Annotated in this window: 14 protein-coding genes; 2 read left to right on the top strand and 12 right to left on the bottom strand. The window is 52.0% G+C overall.

Translation table 11 applies throughout. The annotated features are described in order from the left end of the window. The first annotated feature begins 289 nt into the window (after positions 1–289). Positions 290–577: a hypothetical protein gene (locus J0A68_RS18370; protein WP_206579700.1), complete on the top strand. Its 288-nt coding sequence runs from the start codon at positions 290–292 to the stop codon at positions 575–577. 15 nt (positions 578–592) lie between these two features. On the opposite strand, the gene J0A68_RS18365 is transcribed toward J0A68_RS18370, so the two are convergent. The 6 genes from J0A68_RS18365 to J0A68_RS18340 all read right to left on the bottom strand — a co-directional run bounded on the left by J0A68_RS18365 (position 593) and on the right by J0A68_RS18340 (position 7,254). Further along, a complete protein-coding gene (locus J0A68_RS18365) occupies positions 593–3,043 on the bottom strand; it encodes a leucine-rich repeat domain-containing protein (RefSeq protein ID WP_206579699.1) in 2,451 nt (816 codons plus the stop codon). Next, positions 3,030–3,869 (bottom strand): hypothetical protein, encoded by an 840-nt coding sequence (locus J0A68_RS18360; protein WP_206579698.1) that lies wholly within the window; start codon positions 3,867–3,869, stop codon positions 3,030–3,032. Before J0A68_RS18360 ends, J0A68_RS18365 begins: the two co-directional genes overlap by 14 nt. Beyond that, the gene (locus J0A68_RS18355) at positions 3,866–4,441 is read right to left on the bottom strand and encodes a hypothetical protein (protein WP_206579697.1); all 576 of its coding nucleotides are present in this window, start codon (positions 4,439–4,441) and stop codon (positions 3,866–3,868) included. The genes J0A68_RS18360 and J0A68_RS18355 overlap by 4 nt, the downstream gene beginning before the upstream one ends. Positions 4,442–4,468: 27 nt before the next feature. Continuing rightward, complete coding sequence (locus J0A68_RS18350) at positions 4,469–4,939, bottom strand: nucleoid-structuring protein H-NS (protein ID WP_206579696.1); 471 nt, start codon at positions 4,937–4,939, stop codon at positions 4,469–4,471. A 617-nt stretch (positions 4,940–5,556) separates the two neighbouring features. Then, the gene (locus tag J0A68_RS18345; RefSeq protein ID WP_206579695.1) at positions 5,557–6,102 is read right to left on the bottom strand and encodes an SRPBCC family protein; all 546 of its coding nucleotides are present in this window, start codon (positions 6,100–6,102) and stop codon (positions 5,557–5,559) included. Positions 6,103–6,285: 183 nt separating this feature from the next. Beyond that, positions 6,286–7,254, bottom strand: a complete 969-nt coding sequence (locus J0A68_RS18340; RefSeq protein ID WP_206579694.1) for an MraY family glycosyltransferase — start codon at positions 7,252–7,254, stop codon at positions 6,286–6,288. A 410-nt stretch (positions 7,255–7,664) separates the two neighbouring features. On the opposite strand from J0A68_RS18340, the gene J0A68_RS18335 reads away from it, so the two are divergent. Beyond that, a complete protein-coding gene (locus tag J0A68_RS18335) occupies positions 7,665–8,492 on the top strand; it encodes a formyltransferase family protein (protein ID WP_206579693.1) in 828 nt (275 codons plus the stop codon). 118 nt (positions 8,493–8,610) lie between these two features. On the opposite strand, the gene J0A68_RS18330 is transcribed toward J0A68_RS18335, so the two are convergent. From J0A68_RS18330 to J0A68_RS18305, 6 genes are all read right to left on the bottom strand, one after another. Beyond that, positions 8,611–9,549 carry a glycosyltransferase gene (locus J0A68_RS18330; RefSeq protein ID WP_206579692.1) on the bottom strand — a complete coding sequence of 313 codons (939 nt, stop codon included), beginning with the start codon at positions 9,547–9,549 and terminating at the stop codon, positions 8,611–8,613. 32 nt (positions 9,550–9,581) lie between these two features. Beyond that, entirely contained in the window at positions 9,582–18,392 is an 8,811-nt protein-coding gene (locus tag J0A68_RS18325; protein WP_206579691.1) for a PKD domain-containing protein, read from the bottom strand. 224 nt (positions 18,393–18,616) lie between these two features. After that, on the bottom strand, positions 18,617–19,759 hold the full coding sequence (locus tag J0A68_RS18320; protein ID WP_206579690.1) for a hypothetical protein: 1,143 nt from the start codon (positions 19,757–19,759) through the stop codon (positions 18,617–18,619). Positions 19,760–19,761: 2 nt separating this feature from the next. Then, complete coding sequence (locus J0A68_RS18315) at positions 19,762–21,213, bottom strand: MBOAT family O-acyltransferase (RefSeq protein WP_206579689.1); 1,452 nt, start codon at positions 21,211–21,213, stop codon at positions 19,762–19,764. 5 nt (positions 21,214–21,218) lie between these two features. After that, positions 21,219–22,133, bottom strand: a complete 915-nt coding sequence (locus tag J0A68_RS18310; protein WP_206579688.1) for an NAD-dependent epimerase/dehydratase family protein — start codon at positions 22,131–22,133, stop codon at positions 21,219–21,221. Next, positions 22,130–23,308 carry an acyltransferase family protein gene (locus J0A68_RS18305; RefSeq protein WP_206579687.1) on the bottom strand — a complete coding sequence of 393 codons (1,179 nt, stop codon included), beginning with the start codon at positions 23,306–23,308 and terminating at the stop codon, positions 22,130–22,132. The genes J0A68_RS18310 and J0A68_RS18305 overlap by 4 nt, the downstream gene beginning before the upstream one ends. Between the last annotated feature and the right edge of the window lie 12 nt (positions 23,309–23,320).

Here is a 23,320-nt window from a genome sequence, read left to right as displayed (position 1 = left end):
TCCATCCTACCCCCTATTAGCTCGATCATCACGAACCAAGGCCCAAGAATTTCAATTTTTTACAAATTAGATATACACAAACCAACAACAGTTAAGTGCAATTTTGTGGAAAACTTCAAAGCCTAAAAACAAAAAATACCCAGTACAGGGTATTTTTGGGAAATGGCAAGAGCGTAATTTTGGTCAGGGTGATTAAGCAACTTTTCTCATCACTTTTTATAAAAAATATCAAAGGGATTTTTTTTAGCACTTTTTTCCCCCTTTATCTTTTGCTTCCGCAGACCGCGGAGTGATTTCTCAGGCCAGCTGGAAAGTCAATTTTCCGATCAGTTCAGCAGGCGCGATTTGGGATCGACAAAAGCTTGAAGAGTGTTATCCAGCGGTGCCGGGTAACACTTTTTTTTTACCCCATCACTACCAACACCTCTACGCTAGTTCATCAGAAATCCGCAAGAACCAGGAAATTGGGGAGCCAATGTCCCTTGTTGCCAGCGACTTTAAACAGGGTGACTTTGGAATAGGGAAAACAAAAAAAGGCTCCGAAGAGCCCTTTGCAGAAATGTACTTTTCGGTATAGAAACCGAAAGAAAGGTCAATAGTATCTCACCTCACAGTCCGGATGCGAAGAGCGGAAAGAATCTACTGCTCGCGAACTGAGGTTGGTATTGAAGCAGGAGAGCTTTCTCAGGCTTGAGATCCCGTCCAGAGGCTTCAGGGAACGAAGGTTGGTGCTGGCCACATCCAACTCTTCGAGCGCAGTGAGGCCTTCCAGCCCCTTGAGCGTCCTTAGGTTGGTTCCGGATATGTTGAGCTTTCTTAGCTGTCGCAGGTTGGAGATGGGGGAAAGGTCCTCAATCCCGGTATTGGAGAGGTCTAGGTCTTCCAAGAGTCCCAAGCCCGAAAGCGGCAGAAAATCCGTCACAGCCACCTGTGAAAGGCGGAGCTTGGTCAGCAAGTTGAGTCCACTCAGCGGTGCAACGGAAGAAATCGGGGCGTCAAAAACCTCCAGGCTTCTCAAATTATCGAAGACTGCGAGTGCGGTGAGGTCTGGAATATTGGCACGCTCAAACTTCAGCTCTGGCCTGCTGGCCAGCTGGTGCAGTTGCTTGGTATCGGGATCCTCGCCAAGGGAATACTTTCCACGAAACGTATCCTTCCAGCGTGGATCCAGTCCCTGCCACCAAGAGGCAAGGTCTTCGGATCGATATACCACGATGAGGTCTGGCATCTGTATCAGTACTTCCGCCACTTCGTCACCAGAAATCCCCGATCCGTCCACGTTCAGGTAGGTGAGCTTGGACAGCGCTGTGACACCCCGGATGCCAGCCACGGGGCTACCCTCCAGGTCTATGTGCTCCAGCAGCTCATTTTCCCTCAGCATGGACAGGTCTGCCACTTGGGTATTTTTCCCCACCAGTGACACCAGCGTCTTCACCTCGCTGAGCGGGAAGAGATCGGAAACCGGATTGTCGGAGAAATCGATGCTGGACAAGTTGACAAATCTGGTGATCGGAACGAGATCCGTGATGCTGTCGCCTTGCAGGCTGAGCTCAGGCAGGGTCACGGTCTGGGTGAGGGTCTCGATACCGGGATTGTCGTTGGTGATTTGCGGATTGTTCTTTTTCAAAGCAGCCTTCCACTCCGCGGAAAGACCCGCCCACCAGCTTTCCAAATCCTTGACATGGTGGATCAGCAGCACGCTGGGCTTTTTTCTCACAAAGTTGTCTGCCGCAGCCGGAGTGAGTTTCGTTTCGTCGGCGGAAACTTTCTTCAGATTGGCCAGCGACTCCAGAGGTGCAATATCGGCGACCTGGGTCTCGGATATATCCAGCAACTCCAAGTTTGTCAAGCCTTTCAGCGGACTCACATCCTGGAGGTTGGACTTGGAGAGGTCCAGACTTTTCAGGGAGCTGAGACCGGACAGCGCCGAGAAGTTGATCATGTAGTTTCCGCTGAGATTGAGGCTCTCGAGCTTGTTGAGGTCCTTGATGTTTTCGACGTTGTTGAAGCCGGAGCCTGCTAGGTCGAGATGGGTCAGGTTTTTAAACTCGTTGAGCACGGCAAAACCCATGATCGGCGTATTTTCCGCCTTGAGTGAAATCAGACTCTTGAGGTTGAGCAGCTGGGAGATGTCCTCTATCCGGGTATTGGAGATATCCAGATGCTTCAGTCTATCGGAATACTTGATGAACTGGATGTCAGAAGTAGGCGTATTGGTGAGGTTGAGGCTCTCCAAAAAGGTGACGTTGGAGATGGGGCCCAGGTCTGTAATTGCCGTATTGGAGATGTCCATCACTTTCAAATCCCGAAGTTCGGACAGCGCCTGGAGTCCGAAGATCTCGCGGCGACCGGAGATGTCCAGAGAGTCCACGCTGACGAAGCGGTAGAGCCAATCCAAGGTCACGGAATCTTCGGGGGCCATATCAAAGCGCTCCTTGAAGTAGTTTTTCCAAGGCGAGCCCAGCCCGTTCCACCAGGCGTTGAGCTCCTCATCGCGGCTTACTTTGGTCGTATAGACGCTGACGATCTTTAGGTCCTGGGATTTTTCCTGAAGATTGACTTCCACAAAGCGGGGCTTCGTGTTGGTGATTTTTTCCCCGGACAGGGTGGTGGCGGAGATAGTCCGATCCAGCGAGGCTAGGAAGAACACATCCCCGTTGTCCTTTTGGGAAGGCTTTACCTCCCGGATCTTAAACTTGAACTCGACGTTTTTGTAGAAAAACTCGATGTCTTTCATGTAGGCGGTGACGTCCTTGTTGGTCACGACCTTTCGGTCCAGCAGGAGGTCATCCTCCACCTGTACCTTTTCATCGCGAAAGATCTTCAGATAGCTCTCGCGGATGATGATGTCTTTGTCTCTGGCTGAGGTCTCCGAGCTGCCCACGGTGTTGAGCAGGTACTCCAAAAACCTGACTTGGTCTTCCACTTTGGAGGAAAACTCCTGCACTTGCTCCTTGCTGTAGCCCTTGATAGTCTGGGCACTCAGCGAAAGGTGAAGCAGGAAGAAAAGAGCTGAAAACAGTAAATGTCTACTCCTGATCATAGATGTACTTGAGAATAGTCTCTTTGTCGCCTGGGCCGAGTCTCACCAGATTGGAGATCAGCCAGCCGGTGTTGAAGCCGGGGCGGTTGAATTGGTTCACCTCGAAGTACCAGCCTTGGATCTGGAAGAAGTGAAACTTCAGACCCGTGACCGTTTCAAATCGGAGGTTGTTTTGCTTCATCTCATACAAGAAGATTGCCAGATAATCCGGCTTGTAGGAATTGGCGGTAAAAGACTCGGGCAGATTGGAGTCCTGAAATGCCCGTCGGAGGTTCATGAAACCCAATTCATGGCTCAGGGGATGCAGGAAGTCCTTGCCGTCCCCCACGGGTTTGTTGAAGAGATTTTTGAACGGGTCAAAGATGACCTGGTCGATCACCCACTCATAGCCCAGCCCTTCGGACTGGATTTTCATGATGAGAGTGACTTTCTCCCTTTTTCCCTTGAAGAGAAAAGCAGTCTCCACCTCTGCATACCAGCCTTCCCTGTGGAAATTGAGGTAATGCGGATACACGTCGGAAAGGACGTTTTGGGTAAACTGGTTTTTCAGATCCGGGGAAATCGAGGAGGTCTGGTTGTCGAAAAGGACGCTGAGAAATCCCTTCCTGAGGGGAAGGTTTCGGTAGAGGGAATCTCCGGGATAGAATCGGACGGTACCGTCCACGGACTCCTCGCCGTTGAATCTTCGAAAAAATTGGTTGAGCTGCTTCGTGGAAGCGGTGAATCTGCCATCATCCTTAATAGTTCCGGGGCTGCCTATGCCTTGCCCCGGAACATTAGAGATGATTGCGATAAAGAACGCAATAATCAGAAAGGTTTTTCTCATGCGGAGGTTTCAGTCACTCTCACGTCACCAAGCATGACATCCCAAAACTCGATGGTACGACCGGCGATCTGAGTCTGCTTTTTCTCGACGTAGATCGTGATGTCCTTTTTGGTGGTGTCTTTGTAGTTCATGCCGGTTTCGATAGAAGTACCCTCAAATCTCTGGTAGATAGTGATCACGCCTACATATCGGCCGTCGGGCTGTCTTTCCAGGTCAGAGATGTACTGGATGTCGTACCAGGTGATGTTCACTCGGTCGTAGTTCAGAGCCATCAGACGCTCGAAGTATCTTCTTACTTTGTAGTAAGCGATCTCTTGGGTGTTGATGGAGGATACGCCCATCTCAGCACCCGGAGCGAAAAGCTCTTCAGCTCTATCCATAACGCGGTTGGCCTCGGAGAATTGTGTCTCTTTGCTGCCGATGATGGAGATGTACTTGGAGAGGTCCTTTACTTTTTCAAGGGCCAGGGAGTCGATTGCCTGCTTTCTGGCTGGGCTGATGTTGTCCTGAGCCATTACCGCTACGGAAGCGGAGAGGAACAGTCCCAGGAAGAGAATAAATTTATTTTTCATGTTAAATCAGATTTTCGGGGTGGTTTTTTACTTTCTTCTCAGTTCCAATTCAGACACTTTACCGCTGGCGTCCATTCTGATGTCAGAGATGTAATTGAGGTTTTTCTTGGTGTCTTTCAGGTATTCCAGGTACTTCTTGATAGTGGTAGGCTCATCGTAGTCCTTGATGCCGTTTTCCTCGTGGATCACGATCAAAACCGGAGTCTCCTGATTGGAAAACATAGCCAAAGTCTCTTGGATGGACTGGTTGGCGGCATTGACGCTTCCTGCTGCAGCTACTGCATTGAAGTAGTTTTCGAGTTTTTCGGCAGCGATCTCTTCCGCAGATCTAGTCGGTGCTGGAGGAGGGGTAGGCTTGGTGACCTCTTCTACCGGGGCGGGAGTCGGGGCGGGCTGTACAGCTTTCTTTTTGCTTTTGCAAGCACCCATTGCCAACATGGCAAACAGTGCCAGGAACAGGGTTTTTCTCAGCGAAAAAGCGAACAAGGATTGTTTCATCTTTTTAATAAATTAGGTTTTTAAGAATTGGACTAAAGATTGCCGGATTGGGGCGATTTTATTTGCGTGCAAAGTAAATAAAAACTGTGCACTTTAAAGCAAACGCCATTCCTAAACGGAAGCGTTATTTTTTTTGGATGGTTAATATTCCCAAAAAGAAATGGTGAGGAGCCCTGATACTGGAAAAATGATCCGTAAAAGTGGCAAATTGCAAAATTAACAAGGTCGCCGCTCAGTGACGGCCACTCATATCCTCTGGTCATTTTGTTGGGAAAGGACAGTTTCTCCCGACGAGGCGAAAACCTGCCTCCGCATGTCGGAAACCCAAGGCCTTAAGAGGCCACTCGGGACTTATGATTTGGAAATTTCAATTTGGAAAAATTTTAGGGAAGTAAGACCCGAAATTTGATTTTTTACATGAAAAACTGCCAAAAACACCTAACTAATTTCATATTTACATGAAAAATACCCTGTACAGGGTATTTTTTTACCTCTTTTTTTAATGGAAATTTGAATAGTGTTAAGTTTTAAATCAGGCGAAAGCCAACAATTAAAAGGCCTCCGGATTCCGGAGGCCTTTTTTAATACGCAGAAAGTCGCGTGGTGAAGTCCGAGGGCTAGTTTCCATTTTCCAGCAAAACCTTGAGATTGGCGAGTCCTTCGGCCAAGTCCGCCGAGATGGATTCTTTCATCCCCATGAGCGGGATCATTAGATTCATGGGGTACTCCATGTCCCCAGTGAATCCCCAGCTGACCTTGGTTTTGCCGGGCCCCTCCTCTTCGGTCGTCATAAAGGCACCGGAAGTGGACGCAAAAGGCTCCAAAAAGCGCAGCTCATAGTCTATGCGCTCCCCCTCCTCGATCGCGATGATCTCCTGCTCGCCGGCACCTACATCCGGATTCTGGCTTTTCCAGCCCGACACGAAACCCACCGTCCCATCCTGCCCTTCGAAATAATGCTCCATCTGGAGATCCATTTTTTGCCACTTGCTGTAAAACTCCTGATTCTTAAGGCTCTTGACATAAGCGAAGACTTCTTCTTTTGGCTTATCGATGACAATGGTCTCCGTGACGTCGTAGTTGCCGGAGATAAACAAAGCGGCCAGAAGCGGCAAAGCGACCACGGCTACGAGGATGATTAGGAGGATTTTCAGTGCTTTCATGGTAAGGTCGTTTTTTAAGGTGAAATCGTCGCTGCAAATACGGTTTGAACGACGGGAGCTGCCGCTAGACTCGACAAGAGCGCTTCAATCGGCCTTTGAAAAGGGAAGGAAGGCCTATCTGGCGCGGCAAGCGCTATTCAATTTAATAAAATGGCCGCCAGTCTCGAGGTGAAAGCACAAAAATCAATGGGTGTAGACCCCGTACTTCTTGACCAAGGGAAGCTTGACAGCCAGGTAAAGCAGGGCAGTCACCGCCAACACGCCCAAAGCCAATAGGCTGCCGGGGATTGTTTGGGGGTAGATAAACAGGATGAAATTGACTGCAAACTGAAGCGCGGAATAGATCAGCGCGATGGTCACGTGGTCCTTCTTCATCTGGTTTGCGAAGATCTGGTAAAGGTGTGTCCGATGGGGAAGGGCGACATTTTCTCTACGTACCAGCCTATGGACAAAGGTGATCAAGCTGTCGGCGCCATAGACCAGTAGAAAAAGTACAATAGTCCAGGCCTGGGAGGCCAGATACCACTGCACCAGAAAATAAATAATCATAAAAGCCAAGGAGATGCTCCCGATATCCCCGGCAAACATCTTGGCGTCTCTTCGGAAATTGAAAATCAGGAAGACCAGGATGGCCAAAATCAAATATCGGATCAGGCTATCGGAGAAAATGGGCGTGTAGATGTTCACCGCCAAAAGGGAACCCATAAAAACCAGCCCGTATAGTCCTGTGAGACCGTTGATGCCATCCATAAAGTTGATGGCATTGATGACTCCCAAGGCGACAAAATACAGTATGGGAAGCGCCCACCAAGCCTCCTGAGCAAAGACCCCAAGGTCGTGGAAGGCCATGGATAGCCCGAGAAACTGTATGCCGAAACGCAGCTTTCTGGACATCTCGTACATATCGTCCAAGAAACTGACCACCGAGATCAGCACCATGCCCAGCACCATCCACGTGTGGGGAAAGTCATGGGACATCCACCAAAACACGACAGCCAGTGGAAAGAGAATCCCTCCTCCCCTCACCGTCACCCTGGAGTGCGAAGACCGCTGATTGGGCCTATCCACAATGCCAAACTGCTTGGCCATCCGGTAGTAGATCAGACCGGCTAGCAAGAGGGAGAGAAAGACAATGAGATAGGAAAGAATCATTATTTATGAAATGGAAAAACTTAAAATTAGCATTTTAACTTTACTGGGCACAGTTCGGATTCTTTTGCCCGATATGGGAAGGCTCCGTCGGCGGGCGGCTCAACATCCTCTTTGGTTTTGTCTATCACTCCGTCGAACATATTGCGGAGAAACATGCAGAGGGAGAGGAATATCAGCTAAGTCAACGCAGTCGCATCCCATAGCCACTGTAGCCCATATATACTCCAAGCCCGCAAGCGCCAAACTCAGCCTTTGTCTGTCAAACGGGTACAAGAATCGCCAAATGTTTTGATGAATTCAACCAAAAAACAGAGATCAGGCCCCGGTTCTAGGATCCAATGGCTAAATTGGCTCTTAATTCCAGCCTTTTTCACAAAATCCTCCCAGAAAGGCACCAATTTCCAAACTAAATGAAAAAAATCGTCATACTGACCGGCAATGAGCTGCGGCACAACTTTTTTAGAACCTTTTTGGGAAGTTCCCGGGAAATAAACGTACTCAAAACCTTTTGTGAATCTGCCGCCACCCTGGAAGAAAAAGTGAACAAAGAGTCGGAAAGCGAGGCCCGATCCACCCACCTCAAGCAGCGGACGGAAACCGAAGTGGATTTTTTCCAGGCCTTCGTCCAGCGCGTCCCGGACAGCTCCAATCCTTTGGTCATCCCCAAGGGCGAAATCAACAGCGAAGTGCACGTGAGGGAAATCATCCGGCTAAATCCGGACTTTATCGTGTCCTATGGATGCTCGATCATCAAGTCCGAATTGATCCAGCATTTCGAAAACAGATTCATCAACGTCCATCTTGGACTGTCTCCCTACTATCGAGGATCCGGAACCAATTTTTGGCCGTTTGTGAATGGGGAGCCGGAGTTCATAGGTGTCACCTTTATGCACATCGACAGCGGTATAGACACTGGAAAGATCATCCACCAGATCCGGGCGAGGATACACCCTTGGGACAGCATGCACACGATAGGCAACAGGCTGATTGCTGATGCGGCTGAGACATGCGAATCCCTTCTCATCCATTCTGGGTCGTTGGAAGAGATCCCCGAAGGGTATTTTCCCGAATTGGCAGAGAAATACTACCGAAACAAGGACTTTGATGAGCAGTCGGTCAATCAAGCCTATGAAAACTTCGCCAAAGGGATGCTGCCCGCCTACTTGGACACGCTGGAAGAGAGACAGGCAAAATCGCCCATCTTCAGCAATCCCGGTCTCTCGCAGCAGACTTCTTGAAAGAAAACAATCCCCCTTTCGGAGGACTGGCTAAGGCAAGACCGATGCCGGTCAAGCTTCAGTTTTGAGAACTGTCGCGATTTGGTACACGATACCCATCACCGAGTATACTAAAGCACTATAGGTAAGCAAGAATTCGCTTGGCTTGTACTTCAGGAAGGCAATGTTCGACAAAGAACCTTTTGCCTCCTTTGGAGAGCTTGTTCAGATAGTCATGGTTGGCTACCGCAAAGTCCAAAAACTCCGGGATCTCCCCTATCTCGGCGATCATGTGAATCTGCTCCCCATGGGCGGGATATTCGGGCAGCTCGATCCGGAAAGGCAGGGAGACGATGGGGATACCGATATTCAGATACTCTGCTACTCTCCAGCTGATGGCCCCCAGCACCGCCGCGTTGTTGAACCCAAAGAGGGACTTTCTGGACAAATCCATAAACTCCCTTGGGGGATAGCGCCGGGGTGCCAGCGCATCGTCAAAGCCCAGATTGTCTCCGTCGTCCCGGGGCAAAAAGCCACCTTCAAAATCCACTCCGGGGTGCTTTTGGCAAGCCTTGATAAAGGAATACCTCAGCTGGTTGGCTTCCATTTCCTTTTTCCAGATCGAGCCTGCAAAAAAGAGGCTGTTTCCCTCTACCCTGTTTTCCTGCTCGATTTGAAACTGTGGCCTTTTCTGAAGCCTGTAGAGTTCCTTCGCCACCTCCTTGCCCTCTTTGCCAAACAGCCTAGTCCAAAAAACCTTCAAAAAAACAGAGGCACTGTTCACCGGGTAGTGGGGAGCCAGCGGAATGATTTTGTCGTGTGCATAGTTGGGACTGTCGGACAGCTTGTTTGTGGCAAAGTAGAGATCTGCCTGGGCCAAAAGTCCTGCATCGACTCCTACAGGGTCGCTGTTGTCCACCACGACCAGCTTTCCTCCTATCTCCATGATGGCCAAAGGCCGGAAATCAAAGCGGGAAAACTCCCCCTTTCCAGAGTATTGTAGTCGGAGATGCTTACTAAGTCCCAACAGGTAGTAAGAGCTACAAAAGTTGGGGATATTCAAAAGGGTACAGTTCATTCAAAAATACTAGTTACTGCCAAGCTGGCCCGTCAACGAATCAGGATAAATGCGCCTGCTTTGCTGATCTTTTCTCCACCCAGGCTTTCAAATTCGGCTCGGTACACGTAGTTGCCGTTTGGAGCATCAGCCCCGTTGTATCGGCCATCCCAGCCTGGGCTTTCCATGTCGGTGGTCATAAACAACAAATTGCCCCAGGTGTCAAACACCATAAACTCCATTTTGGTAACACCCCGGTAGAAAGGCTTGAAGAAATTGTTTTTGCCGTCCAGTCGCGACGGTGTGAACGCGTTGGGTATCTGGACATAGTAGTCGTCCACCACTTGGATGATCCTCTTAAACTCCGACTGGCAACCCATCTGGTCGATCGTGCTCAGAGTCACTTCATACGTGCCTTTTTCGGCATAGGTATGCACCGGGTTTTCCTCTGCACTAGTGCTTCCATCCCCAAAGTCCCAATGCCATATCGCGACATCGCCCTGTGAGCTGTCGGAAAACTCGACTTCCTCCTGGATATTGACGTCCTGGTTTACCACAAACTGGCCACTAGAAACCTCCACCGCGTAGTCAAATGCCGCTATCAGCTCAAAATCCGAGATCAAGACCAGTATTCTTTGCTCGGGGGTATAGCAGGTGCCGTTTTTGAATTTTGTCTTGACCCGGTAGGACCCGGAGACAGAGATTTTTCTCAGGTCTTCCAGCCTCATGTTTGCTCCCGATGGACTGGTCACGAGGTATTCATATACGTCAGGGTTAAACCCTTCGATAAACTGGGTCAAATCGACCGTTTGGGTAGGATCGCACACGATGGATGGGTTAGACGTCCTCAGATTAGGGATAGGGCTGACCATCACCTGTACTTCCTCCAGTCCGTCCCTACAAACGCCGCTGCCCGTGGCGGTCACATAGAATGAAAGTGGTGTATCGCTTGCAGGCAATCCCTCGATCTCCAGCTGTCCCGTTGCAGGATTGAGATCATAGGTGGCACCTCCCCTTTGTGAGGTACCGACCGGTATCGCCTGCTTTCCTTCGCTGTCAAAAAACCATTGATAGCTGGGCGATAGTCCCGGATTCGGCGTCCTTGGGGTCAAGCTTGCCGTTTCACCTACGCAAAGCTGCACATCATCGATCTGAATCTGGGTGGGACTATTGCTGATCGTCTGGGGCCCTGTCTCCGCCGCACTGCACCCAAAGCTGTCAAGCACCTGAACCGTATAGGTACCAACAGCTAGTCCTGAGACCTGTCCTTGGGTACCGTTCCACTGGACGGCTGCGGCAACTTGGACACCATTTTGATCTCTGACGACCGCGGTGTAAGGCTGGGTACCACCGGAAACCGAGAGGTCTATGCCGCCGTTGGACTCCCCACAGGTAGCATCAAATGAAGACGCCTGGTCAACCTGTACCGGACCGGAAGGCCCGTCCACGACCAGCGCAATCGGCAGACTGTAGGTACAGCCGGAGCCATGCTTGGCTACCAAGGTATAGCTACCCGGAGCTAGGCCCACTATCCTATTGTCGGAGTAGGTGATGAATGGACCACCGTTCACACTGTAGGTAATATTGGATGCTGCGACTATCGGCGAAATGACCAAAGCTCCGCCCTCTCCGAAACACTGCTCAGCTTCCGCCGTTGCCGTAAACTGGGGCTCGGGGAAAACGCTGACATCGACTTTCTTCTCATCCCCAGCACAAATCTCCGGTCCATCCACCGTCACCCAATAAACATAGTCTCCAGTGGTAAGCCCTGTGACGACCAAAGCCCCGTCGTTTCGGATGGCAAACGTCGCACCGGCCACGGTCTGTCCATCGGTGATCACGTTGGCAGGGGCCACGGCGTTGAGATACCAGGTGAATGTTTTTTGGCTTGCGTCGGGATTAATCTGTGGTGCCAAAACCACCTGCTCGCCCTCGCAGATTTCAACAAGGTCGTCCAAGAGGATTTCCGTCGGGCCATCCACGATGGAAACAGGGCTGGACAAGCTGACGACACAGGACTCGGCGTCTGCCACTTCGACTACATAGCTTCCCACATCCAGTCCGTCAAAGGTATATTCCGAATCGGATGTGACTACCGTGCTGGACGTGTTGGTAGTGGTGTTTCGAAGCGTGAGCTGATAAGGTGCCCATCCCCCCTGGAGGCTTACCTTGATCCATCCGTCTGCCTGGCCACATGCCGCATTTTTTGAATCCACGAGATCCAGCAGAAGAGGTGCTGTCCCCTCCACTACCACGATAGCGGCTTCAGGGCTACAACCCTGCGTACTTCTGGTTTCTACCGAGTAGGAACCTGGGGCGAAATCCAGTGCTTCCAGCTGGGCCTGGTCTATCCAGCTACCGCCATCGACGGAGTAGGTCAGTCCAGGATCAGCTCCGGCGACGACTCTGATCTTGCCATCTTCACTGCCAGAACAGCTTTCTTTATCCGCCTCAAACACCGGGGCGGGAATAGGGTGCACGATCACTTCGACGGGAATCTCCACTCCGGTACACTCCACAAAGAAATAATAGGTATAGGTTCCAGCCTTGAGACCGGAAACGAGCAATTTTGGATTGATCCAATCTGTGTCATCGACCTGGTAGCTGACCGCAGGATCCGCAGAGTCTGTCCCCTCCTCGATCAGCCCTACCTGACCTGCTCCTTTGTACCAAAACACATTGGTATAGGCGGTCGGAGGCAAGGACGGATCTGGTGCCAAATGCAGAGGGGCTATCTCCACAGGCGTTCCCTCACAGCCGTTGATAGGAGGAACGATAGAATACTCCGGATCGGAGGATTCTTCGACCACAAACTCAAATGTCTGCGCACAGCCTCCCGCGTCAACGACGTTGAGGTAATAGCTCCCTGAGTAGATGTCCGAAAGTCCAATAAGGCTTCCTTGGGCCATCACCGCTCCCGTGGCAGGATCGTCTTTTCTCCACTCGAAAGTGAAGTCCCCCCATCCGCCTGTTACGGCCAGATTTTCGATACTTCCGTTTGGCAAATCACAGGAAGCGCGAAGGATGTCCGGCTTGTTTGCCGTGATCTCGCTCGCGGGGGCATTGATCGTGGCAACAGGAAGCACTACAGCACACACCGTACTATTTTCCACACTCCTCACCCTGACGGTGTAGTCGCCCTCCAAGAGACCAGCAAATTCCGGATCTGACTGCCAAGCAGTTCCGTCGAGGCTAAACTCATAAGTCCCGTTTCCGCCACTGAGGTCTGAGAGGGTAATCACGCCGTCCGAATTTCCAAAACAGGAAACATCCGATGTAGATACCACCGCCGTAATCTCCGCAAAGACTTCCACGTCCGCGACGGTCACTTGGGTACACAGCCCCTCCCCTGAAATCTTCAGGTAGAACTGATGGTTTCCTGGAGCCAAGCCATCGATGGAAAGCCTTCCGTTTGCACCGAGACGATAGACCAAGGATGCATCGGCTGGGTCTGCACCGTTGTTGATCGGCTTGGTCATCCCCCCGTCACTGAACCATTCAAACATCGGTGTTCCGGTAGGAGGCATGGTGATGGAGGGCTGCAAATCGGCCGTTTCCCCCTCGCAGATCTGGTCTTGGATGGGTTGTGAGTCTATGTCAAAGCCGTCATTGTTGACCAAATCAAACAATCTGACCGGGGCCACCAGACATCCGTTTTGATCGGCTACGTCCACGCTGTAGGAGCCAGGCCCCAAACCGGTGACGGTGAACTGCCCTCCATTTTCCTGATAGACAAATCCGTCAATTGGCTGCCCGTTGATCTTGACTACATAGTCAGGAGTACCGCCCGTGACGGCAAAGGAGATCACCCCGTTTGGCTTGCCACAGGATGGGTTTTCAAAATTGAGCGCCGCAAGTGCCAAGGGCTCGGGCTGAGCCACTTCCAAGTCATACAGGGTAAAACAACCGCTGGCGGACTCTACCCTCACGGTGTACTTGCCTGCGCTGAGGCCGGTAAAAGTGCCGGAGGTATTGCTGGTGCCGGTGCTGAGACTGTAGACAAATCCGGCTTCTCCCCCTGCAGCGACCTGGATTCTGCCATCTCCACCTCCGTTGCAGGAAGGCATCAAGATGTCAAATTCCACTTCAGGCTGCGGATTGACCACTACTTCTACCTCTACCAGCTCCTGGTCGCAGACCTTGTCACCCGTCACGCCCATATACAGGAGATAGGGATCAGGCGAGCCGAGTAGACCTGTGAGGGAAAGTACTCCAGAGGAAGTGATCGATGCGTCTGCCCCCATCACTTTATCTCCACTCTGAATCTCAATCTCCTGTCCTTGCGCATCTTTGTAATACCAAGAATAGACAGGACTTGAACCGGCCAACTCTACCGCCACGGGCTCCAAAACGGCGGTATTTGCATTTCCGGTCGCTCCGTCCAGCTCACAGATCTCGGCACCTTTTGCCTCGAAGACAGACTTGGGGGTAAGAGCCAAGCTGACCTGCAATTCCGTGATGCAGCCATTGGAGTCTTCCACACTAAACAGGTAGTCTCCTGAAGTCAAATTTTCCAATACCAACTGAGAACCGTCGCTATCCAGGTTATACCCTTGCACCGCGGCACCATTCATGGTTAGGATATAGCCGGGCGTTCCTCCGATGATAGCCAGTTCCAGCGTACCGTTGCCGTCGTCACAAAACGCAGGCAGGCTTTCGACCAAGGTCAATTGCAGCTCGGCGGGCTGCGTGAGTGTCACCGCCACGCTATCCTCGCATCCCGTAGACTTATTTCTCGCCCAGACTTGGTAGTCTCCTGGGGCCATATCTACAAACAGGCCTTGGTTGTCCAAGTAGGTGGTACCGTCGGTGCTGAACTCAAAGTCTCCAGCAACCCCATTCAGCACATCTATGGTAAAAGATCCATCCGCAGCTCCAAAGCAGGAGATGTCGGCCACATCCTTCACTTCCAGTTGCGGGATATCAGCGATCGCAAAATCAACCGTTTCTCTCGGCAAATCACAGGAATTTGGCCCTGCCATTTCCAGATACAGGGTATAGGTGCCAGCGACTAGATTGGTCAGCACCAGGCTTCCCGAAGTTGCGTCGAAAGCAACGTCCATCCCTGCGAACTTGCCTCCGTTGGCAATGGCTGTACCTCCAAGCTCCTCGGTGTACCAGGTGAATTCCGGAATGGCGGTCCCTTGCAATTCGAAAAAGTCATAGCTCACGTCAAACCTGAGATCAGCCTGGTTTTCGCAGACCAGATCCGGTGCGGAGACAGCAAACTCCGGAACTTGGATTTTCTTGACCAGGTGCTGTAGCTGGATGGAGCATCCATTTTGATCCTCTGCGACAAACACATAATCGCCAGAGGTCAGATTCTCCAATAAGAGTTCCGCTCCGTCGCTTCCCAGATCAAAACCGGACACTGCTGCACCGTTCATGGTAAGGGTATAGGCGGGTGTTCCTCCGGAGATCCTCAGTTTCACAGCGCCGTTGCCGTCCTCACAGGAGGCGTCGACTTCTTCGATCAGTGTCAGTCCAAACTGCGCCGGCTCGGAAAGAGTCACCTCTATGCTACTGCCGCAGCCGCTGTTTTTGTTCCGGGCCCTGACGGTGTAGACTCCGGGGGCCATCTCGGTAAAGGCTCCCTGATTATCCACATAAGTGGATCCATCCAAGCTAAACTCAAAATCTGAAGCCGCTCCATTGAGGACGTCTATTTGGAATGAGCCATTGCCTCCTCCACCACAGGTGATGTCAGCCTGGTTTTGGATCTGAAGCACCGGCACATCAAAAATCTCGAACTCGACCTTTTGGCGCGGAATGCCGCAGGAATTCGGCCCGCCCATTTCCAGATACAACACATGCACACCCGGCGTCAGGCTGGTCAGTCCCAGCTCTCCCGTCAAGTGGTTGATGGCGTAGTTCATGCCATTGGGGCCCGCGCCGTTGGCAATCGCGCTACCTCCCGTCTCGGTCAGATACCAGTTGAAGTCCGGCACCGCCACTCCCTGCAATTCATAGAAATTGTGCGAAACGCCGATCGTGATACTTCCCTGGTCCACACAGACTTTGCCAACCGACGGTATCGAGAAATCCGGCTTGCGTATCTCGTCAATCGTGAAGTTGAGCTGCTCGCTACAGCCCTTCTCATCGGTGTAGGAGACAGTATAGTTTGCGTTTGGAGTCAGGCCAGAGATCGTGATTTCGCCGTTTGCATCTTGGACAAGGCCCGAGTTGGGGCCTCCGGTGATCTGGATTCTCGCCAAATCATGGGGCAGGTTACCACCTTCCAGGCTAAAAGTATAGGTTCCGTTGTCCATCCCGCAGGTCGCTGCGGTTTTGCCCACTTCGGTCAAGACCAATTCCTCGTCCGGTCCCTCGACCACGGCAGGAATGGAGTAGAAGCAATCTGGAGCGCTGGTCACCACCTCTACGTAATAGTCGCCTGGAAACAAACCCGGAAAAGCCCCGGTACTGTTTGAGCTACCGATCTGACTGCCACTGGCGGCAAACAGGCTAAAGGTTTTTAGTCCATTTCCGCCCAGCGCGGAGATGGTAATGGAACCGGCCCCCTCTCTACACCAATCCGCAACCAAGCTCTCGGTCACCGTGAGAGCCGGGTGGACCGTAATCTCACCAACCGTCTCAATCAGTCCCTCAAATGGACAGAAATTCGGCGCCCCGTTGGTGTTTAGGTTGTCTTTGGCCTCCACCTCGACAAAAAACTCGTAGGTTCTCGGCGTGGTGGCATTCTCCGCAGGAAGGCCAGACAAAGTCAACTCACCGTCGGCGGCAATGGCTATGGTGACCGTCTCCCCGTCTACCAAAAAAGTACCGCCATCAACCAGCTCACCGGTTCGATCTGAATTTCTATACCACCTGAAAACCGGGGCGACACCGGCATTTGGGATGTATTGGGGATCCAAGAAAGGACTGAGCGAAGCGGGCTGCCCCTCACAGATCGTGATCACTTCTGATTCAAACTCCACCGGAGTCCCCAGCTGCCTATCCACCGGAATAGTGATGATAAGCGGACAGCCATCAGCATCTGAGGGATTCCAGACGTGCAGCGTGTACACTCCCAAATTCACCCCAGCGAGCGTAAAAACACCCTGGCCGCTGCCGGCGTTGAAATCTACCGCAGCTCCGGATTTGCCCAGATCAGATACGACTCCCGCAGTGCTTTCCCACGACCACTCGTAGTCGAAACCGGGAACCAGGTCACTGATGACCACATTGCGGATAGCCCCGTCTGCCTGGCCATCGCAGGTAGGATAGTCGATGATGCGGTTATCCTCATCCACTTCTTGGGGATAGGGATTGACGGTGGCGGTCACTATGCCCGGCTCGGAGACCTGTCCATAGTTGTCAAGGATGGTATAGTAGATCTTCTGCTGGCCAGATACGCCTGCATGGGGCACAAACTGGATTTTTACTTTCCTGTTGTTGTCGTTGTTGGTTTCGTCAAACTCGGGAAGATCGAGGGTGAAGGTGCCGAGGGGAGTGTCTTTTTCTTGGTTCAGCTCATTGCAGGAATTACAAATGGGTGTCATCCCGCAATAAGGATTGTTGCTGTCATCGACCAAATGGTTGTCGATTTTCAGCCTGTTGGAGGGCCAGGTACTGGGGGTTGCGTAGTTGAAGCCATCCTGTCCATCGACATAGAGGTTGATACACTGGATGAACGCGTTGGGGTCTGTGAGCTGGCTTTCATCCAACAAAAACTCGATGGTGTAGGGAGCGTCTTCACAAATCTCAAACTCGACTTCGGGCGCAGTGGCGTCATTGAGACTCTCGATTTTGGCCACATCGACCGCCAGGTTTCTGATCTCGTGAAAATTCGTGTCGTCGCCGGTAGAGGCCGCAAACCCGATCTTGAGCGTGGGGGGAGCGGGATAGGGATAGGGATGCTTGTCGATGATATTTTCGACTCGCAGGCCTCCGGTCGCGGTGTTCACCAAGACCGAGACCGACACCAGGTAGTATCCTGGATTGCCGGGATCTGGGGACAGGTCGAAGAAAACCTTCCGATACCCTGGCAGCTGGCAGGACTCCACCCGCGTCGATCCGGACGAAAGATCAAACCTTTTGCCTTTGTCCAAGAGATTGGGATAGAGGTAGTATTTGGGATCCAGGTTCATCGAGGCCGAGTCGGTGTCTGGACCGTCGTTGACCCGCTTACCGGTGATGAACTTGTACTTGGAGGACTCCGGACCACGGATGGCAATCGAGTTGAAATGCCTAAGGCTGTCCCCGGGATTCAGCTCGTTTTTTTGGGAATAGTCAGGATCATTGAAGCCTCCCTCCTTGCCTTGCCAATAGCTGCCCCAGTTCATGAAGTTGTCAAAGCCGATACCGATGTACCCCCCTTTCAAGCCCGGATAGGATTTGCCAGGAACATCTATCTGGGCATAGCCAAGTGATCCCCCAGGCCACCCCACCCGGAAATCACTTTCTCCTATATCTCCATCAAACAGAAAAAAACTGAACCCGTCCGCTCCGCTTCCTCCATACATGAAGTATTCGAAGGATGCTTTGACACCATACTCCGAGGAAAAGGGAACGTCCAAGAACACATAGCCGAACTTGCCGTCGACGGAAATAGGTGGACTGGTGTTAGGAATAGTATAGTGGCCTACCACATCATCCGTCAGCTGAAGGGAGCTGTTGCGGATTTGCGCCCAATTGTTGGGGTCGGAATTGATCCCTTTGACCACGTCCTCATTGTAGGCGGTACTGGTAAAGGGCTCGCAGAAAGGAAAGCCCTGTCTGGACACCTGAATCTGAGCTGTCGCCTCTCCGAGTATGGCCCAAAATAGGGATAGGCCAACGATTACCCTGAAAGTCCAATTCTTACTACTCAACTCTTTTTTCAGCATCCTGAACATGTCACCGATGGGTAATACTGCTGGCAAATTAGGAAGAAGATTGGTTAAAATTAAGGCTTCAAAAGCAAACCTTGCGGCTGGGGCCAAAATAACCCCAAACGAGATCGCCTAGAACTTACAAAAACCGTACGAAAAGATCCGGGGATCCCCTTTTGCGAAAAAAATCAGGGGAACAAAGGGAGGGGGACGGCAAGGTGCCAGTCAAAATCGAGAAGGACCCTACTCCAGGGCCCCAAAAAATAGGATACGGCCTAGCGTATCTCCAGCGTGTTTTTTGGCTGGGCGGCCAACTTTTCTATTCTGTCGAGGTCCACGTAGCGTTCCAAGACGGAGTGGCGCTCGACCATGTTTGCCACCATCTTCAGGTAGCAGTATTCGCTTCCATGAAAGCCGTCTAGGAAGGCATCATCTCCGATCCCAAGGGACTGCACGTCGGTAAAATCCCAAAGCTCTGCACCCGTGCCCGACAAGGCTTTGTCCAATTGGCCAGGCAGCATCCATAGGTAGTCATGCTTTCCCGAGTCGGATAGCCTTTTCGCCACGGAGGGGGCAAAAGGCGGCAAAAAGGCGATCAGCTTGATCCCTTTGTCCTCACAAAAAGTAACCAGCTCATCGAGCTTTTGCATTGCCTTGGCGTTGAGCTCCGAGCCGTACTCAAACCTCGCCACTCCCCGGTCTATCCTTTCAAAGGTATCCCGAAACCCAAAGTCCTGAATAGTGGAATCGCCCCTCAGGAGCCCGGCTACTTTTGCCCCGTAGTAGAAGCTTCCGTCATCTCGAAAGCCCATCGCGAAATAGTTTCCGTTGAGGCCGATTACCGTTTGGAAATCAGCCCCTGACGCAAGCTCGGACTTTTTCAACGCGTAGCTGCCCGACAGCCAGTCCCTCCAGAAGGCCTCGATTTGCTGGGGCTTGGGAGTTTCGGAGATCCTGACCGATTGGGGGTCAAAGTAGTCGGTCTCGTACATGGCATCGGCCTGGTCCCAATGGGGGTTAAACATCCATTGATCCAAGCCTACTACCAGCACCTTGGGGAGTTTTTCAGCCGGCATCGACTCCAAGTATTCCTGGAACTGGTTGATGGTGACGATGGTGTAGCCGGAATTGTAGAATGGCGCATCAAACATGAAATCACGAAACTGGGTAGTCCGCGAAGAGCCCAACACCATCACCTCCGCGGCAGGCCGCGACTCCACGGCAGCCTTTTTCAGGGCGCGATAGTTGGATTCATTGTATAGATAGCCAATCAAAAAGTCTCCCGACCCGACGGCTTCCCTAAATTGGGACTCGGAAAGAAAACTCTCCCCGGTCTTCCAAAACACATAGGCCGGAACCGACAAAAAAACCAGAACGGGAAACACAAACCATGAAAGTCTTACTGTGAACTTTCGCATGCTCAAAACTGGAAATAGATAAACTCCTGCTCCTGGCCCAAGGAAAAGAATATAAGGGCTATCAACGAATAATATCCCAGATAGCGCAGCGGCTTGCTCAGTTTGGTGTCGATAGTTTCCAGGGCATACTCCTCATTGCGGGCCTGCCACTCTATCACGATCATCAAGCAGACATACAAGACCGTATAGGCAGCGTCGGTCATTCCCTGGAAATGGGGTAGGCTAAACAGCCCCTGCGTGAAAATCCCCTTGATATAGCCCCAGGCGTGGCCTATGCTCTCGGCCCTGAAGAATATCCAGGCAAAGACTGTCAGGCAGAAAGTACCCAAAATGGCGGGCAGCTCTCGGATTCCGCTCAGCAATCCCCCCGGGGCGATATCCCCCAAATGACGGCGATTCTTGTTTGAAAGCAGCAAGGGAAGGAAATAGACTGCGTTCAATCCCCCCCAGACGATAAACGTCCAATTGGCGCCATGCCAAAAACCGCTCACCAAAAAGATAACGAAGGTATTGCGCACCGCCAGCCACACCGTACCCCTGCTTCCGCCTAATGGGATGTACACGTAGTCTTTGAACCAGGTGGACAGGGAGATGTGCCAGCGCCTCCAAAACTCTGCGATGTCCCTGGAGAAGTAAGGGAAGGCAAAATTGCGCATCAGCGTAAAGCCAAAAAGCCGAGCCACCCCTATGGCAATGTCCGAATAGCCGGAGAAATCCCCATAGATCTGAAAGGTGAAAAACAAAGCCCCCAGGATCAGGGTGCTTCCATTGTAGTCGGTATACTGGTCAAAGATCTGGTTGGCATAGACTGCGCAATTGTCCGCGATGACGACCTTCTTGAACATCCCCCAAAGGATCTGCCGGAGCCCCTGCACCGCCTCGGCATAGTCAAACTTCCTTTTGCTGTAAAACTGGGGCATCAGGTTTACCGCGCGTTCGATTGGGCCGGCTACCAATTGGGGGAAAAAGCTCACGTAAACGGCGAAAGAAACCAGGTCGTGGTTGGGCTCCAGCTTGCCTTTGTACACATCGATGGAGTAGCTCATCGTCTGGAAGGTGTAGAAGCTGATCCCTACAGGCAGCAGGATGTTGAGCGTGGAAGTATTGAGATGATAGCCGAAGACCACCATCATGTCGTCCACATTCTGGACGAAAAAATTGTAGTACTTGAAGAAAAACAGCAGGCCCAGGTTGGACAGGAGACTGATCACCAAAAAGAGCCGACTTTTGTCCCGCTGCGCTCTATACTTATGGATGGCGATACCGGCGCCATAGTCTATCAGCGTACTGATCAGGATCAGGCCCAAAAAACGGTAGTCCCACCAGCCATAAAACAGGTAGCTGGCAATCAGCAGGACCACATTTTGCCACTTCAGCGGAAAATCCTTCAAAGCCCAATAGACTAGGAAGACGATGGGCAAAAAGACGGCAAAATCAAAGGAATTGAATAGCATGCTTTTTACTGGTTGGCTTGCTGGCCTTTTATGTCAAGAAACCGAAAATCCAAAACACTGCGCGGAGCCCAAGACAGCTCTCGCTGCGCACGAGAATCATCGAAGGTCAAGTCCAAGCTCATCTTGTCCACCAGGCGGCTATTGACCGGAAAGAACGGGAGAAGGTCGCCGATTTTGGCCAGTACTTTGGCGACGGCGATGGGCAGCTTGAGCAGGATTCGGGTGTGTAGCTGCGCGGCAATGGCCGTCTCCAGCTCATTGAATGAAGGATGGTACCCATCGGTCAGGTGGTAGACGCCCCGCTGCCCTCCGACTCTGGCGATCAGTTCGGCCACGTCCTCAGCGAGCACCATGCTCTTTCGGGCTTTCCCTCCGGCTATGGAAGCGTATCGCCCGGTTTGGATTCCCCGGATCATGCGCCCAAGGTTGCCGGGAGCGCTGTCTCCCACGATCAGGGGCAGCCTCAAGATCAGCACCGGCACGCCGTTCTTTTCCCCCCAGCGCTCCATCTCCCGCTCGGCCTCGATTTTGCTGAGCGCATAGGGGCTTTCACCCTCGAGGGGATGGTTTTCCGAAATCATCTCCCCCGACTCCCTGCCATAGACCGACACCGTACTGATGAAGACCAGCTGCCGAGGCAAGGCCCGGCTGTCCTCCAGCGCCTGAAGCAAGTTTTTGGAGCCTTGGAGGTTTACCCGGAAAAATTCCTCCCCTTCCTCCTGCGTCTTGGGCACCATGTGGGCTTTTCCCGCGCTGTGGATCACCACGTCCACGGGGGGAAGGTCTGGGACCGAACTGGCCAAATCACACTCGATAGCGTTTTCAGGCCCTCTGCCCAACGTAACGACAGCGCCTTTGGGCAGGGCTGCCAATATATGTCTCCCCAAAAAGCCACTGGCTCCAGTCAGCAGATATTTCATCCGGCGAGTTTGGTTTTTAGGGAGTGCTTCAGTTGACTAGGCCAGTTTTTGTCCATGCAGGGCTTTTCTACCAAAAGAAAAAACGCCGCAGAAAGAACCAGAAGCAAGGGGAAAATCAAGACGCCTTGCACAAAATAATCCAACCAATAACCCTGTCCCAGGGAAATCCCGCCGGTAAAGCCGACGACCAGATAGAAGAATGCGTAGTGGATCAGGTAGATCGTGTAGCACATCCCTCCCACCAGATAGACAAACGGCCGTGTGAACAGCCAATTGGCCAGCTTCCCGCGGAATGTCCCGACCAAAAAGGCCAGCACTGAGAGGTTAAAGAGCAGGTTGTTGTACACCAAGGCTTGAGGTTTGTAAAACACAAACATCCCCACGATCGCCGCCATCACCAAGCCGTCATAGCCTAGGGTTTTGGTCTTGGCAAAGAACGCGGGCCGCTTGAGATATAGGTAGGCAAAGAGAATCCCCGTCCCGAAATTGATGAAATAGGCAAACACCGAACTGGAAAGATGCAGCAGGCCATAGTCCAAGGAATAGCTCCGGAAATAGGCCGAAGCCAGCAGCAGCGCCAGAAAAGCGCCAAAAATCAGCAAGGGTCGCCTGAGCTTGGAAAGGAGGAAAAACAGAAGCGGAAGCACCAGATAAAACTGGGCCTCGGTCTCCAAGCTCCAGGTCACCGGATTGATGGGATTGGGCAGCCCAAAAACAAATACGTGGCTGTAGACCAAGCCGGTCAGGAAATTGGGAAGCAGATCTGCCGCGGACTCGCCCAAAAGGAAGACGTGCACCAGGTAAAACCCGAGCAGGGTGATCACAAAAGGAGGCTCCAGACGGGTCAAACGCCGATACAGGTAGTCTCCGATCGCCACTTTTTTCCCATCTCCAAAGTAATATTTGAGAAAGGGCAAGCCAAGTATAAATCCGCTGATCGCAAAGAAGACCTTCACTCCCAGATCCATCCGGATCAGCCACCAGCCAAACTGCGTAATATGGTCTATTCCCACCTGCTCGCCCCAGCCTTCCAGACCGATTCCGATCTGCCGGGAATAGGCCGTGTTGAGATGATAGAGCGCGACTGTGGCGATGGAGAAAAAACGCAAGCCGTCGATCTCCGGGATGAAACTCTTGGAGTTGGTCGAGCGACGGAAAAGAGCGATCAGGTTCATGGCAGGCAGAGT

The organism is Algoriphagus oliviformis, from assembly GCF_017254915.1.
Taxonomy (GTDB): Bacteria; Bacteroidota; Bacteroidia; order Cytophagales; family Cyclobacteriaceae; genus Algoriphagus; species Algoriphagus oliviformis.
The sequence above is the reverse complement of the archived record's forward strand: the minus strand, read 5'-3'. Positions and strand labels throughout refer to the sequence as shown.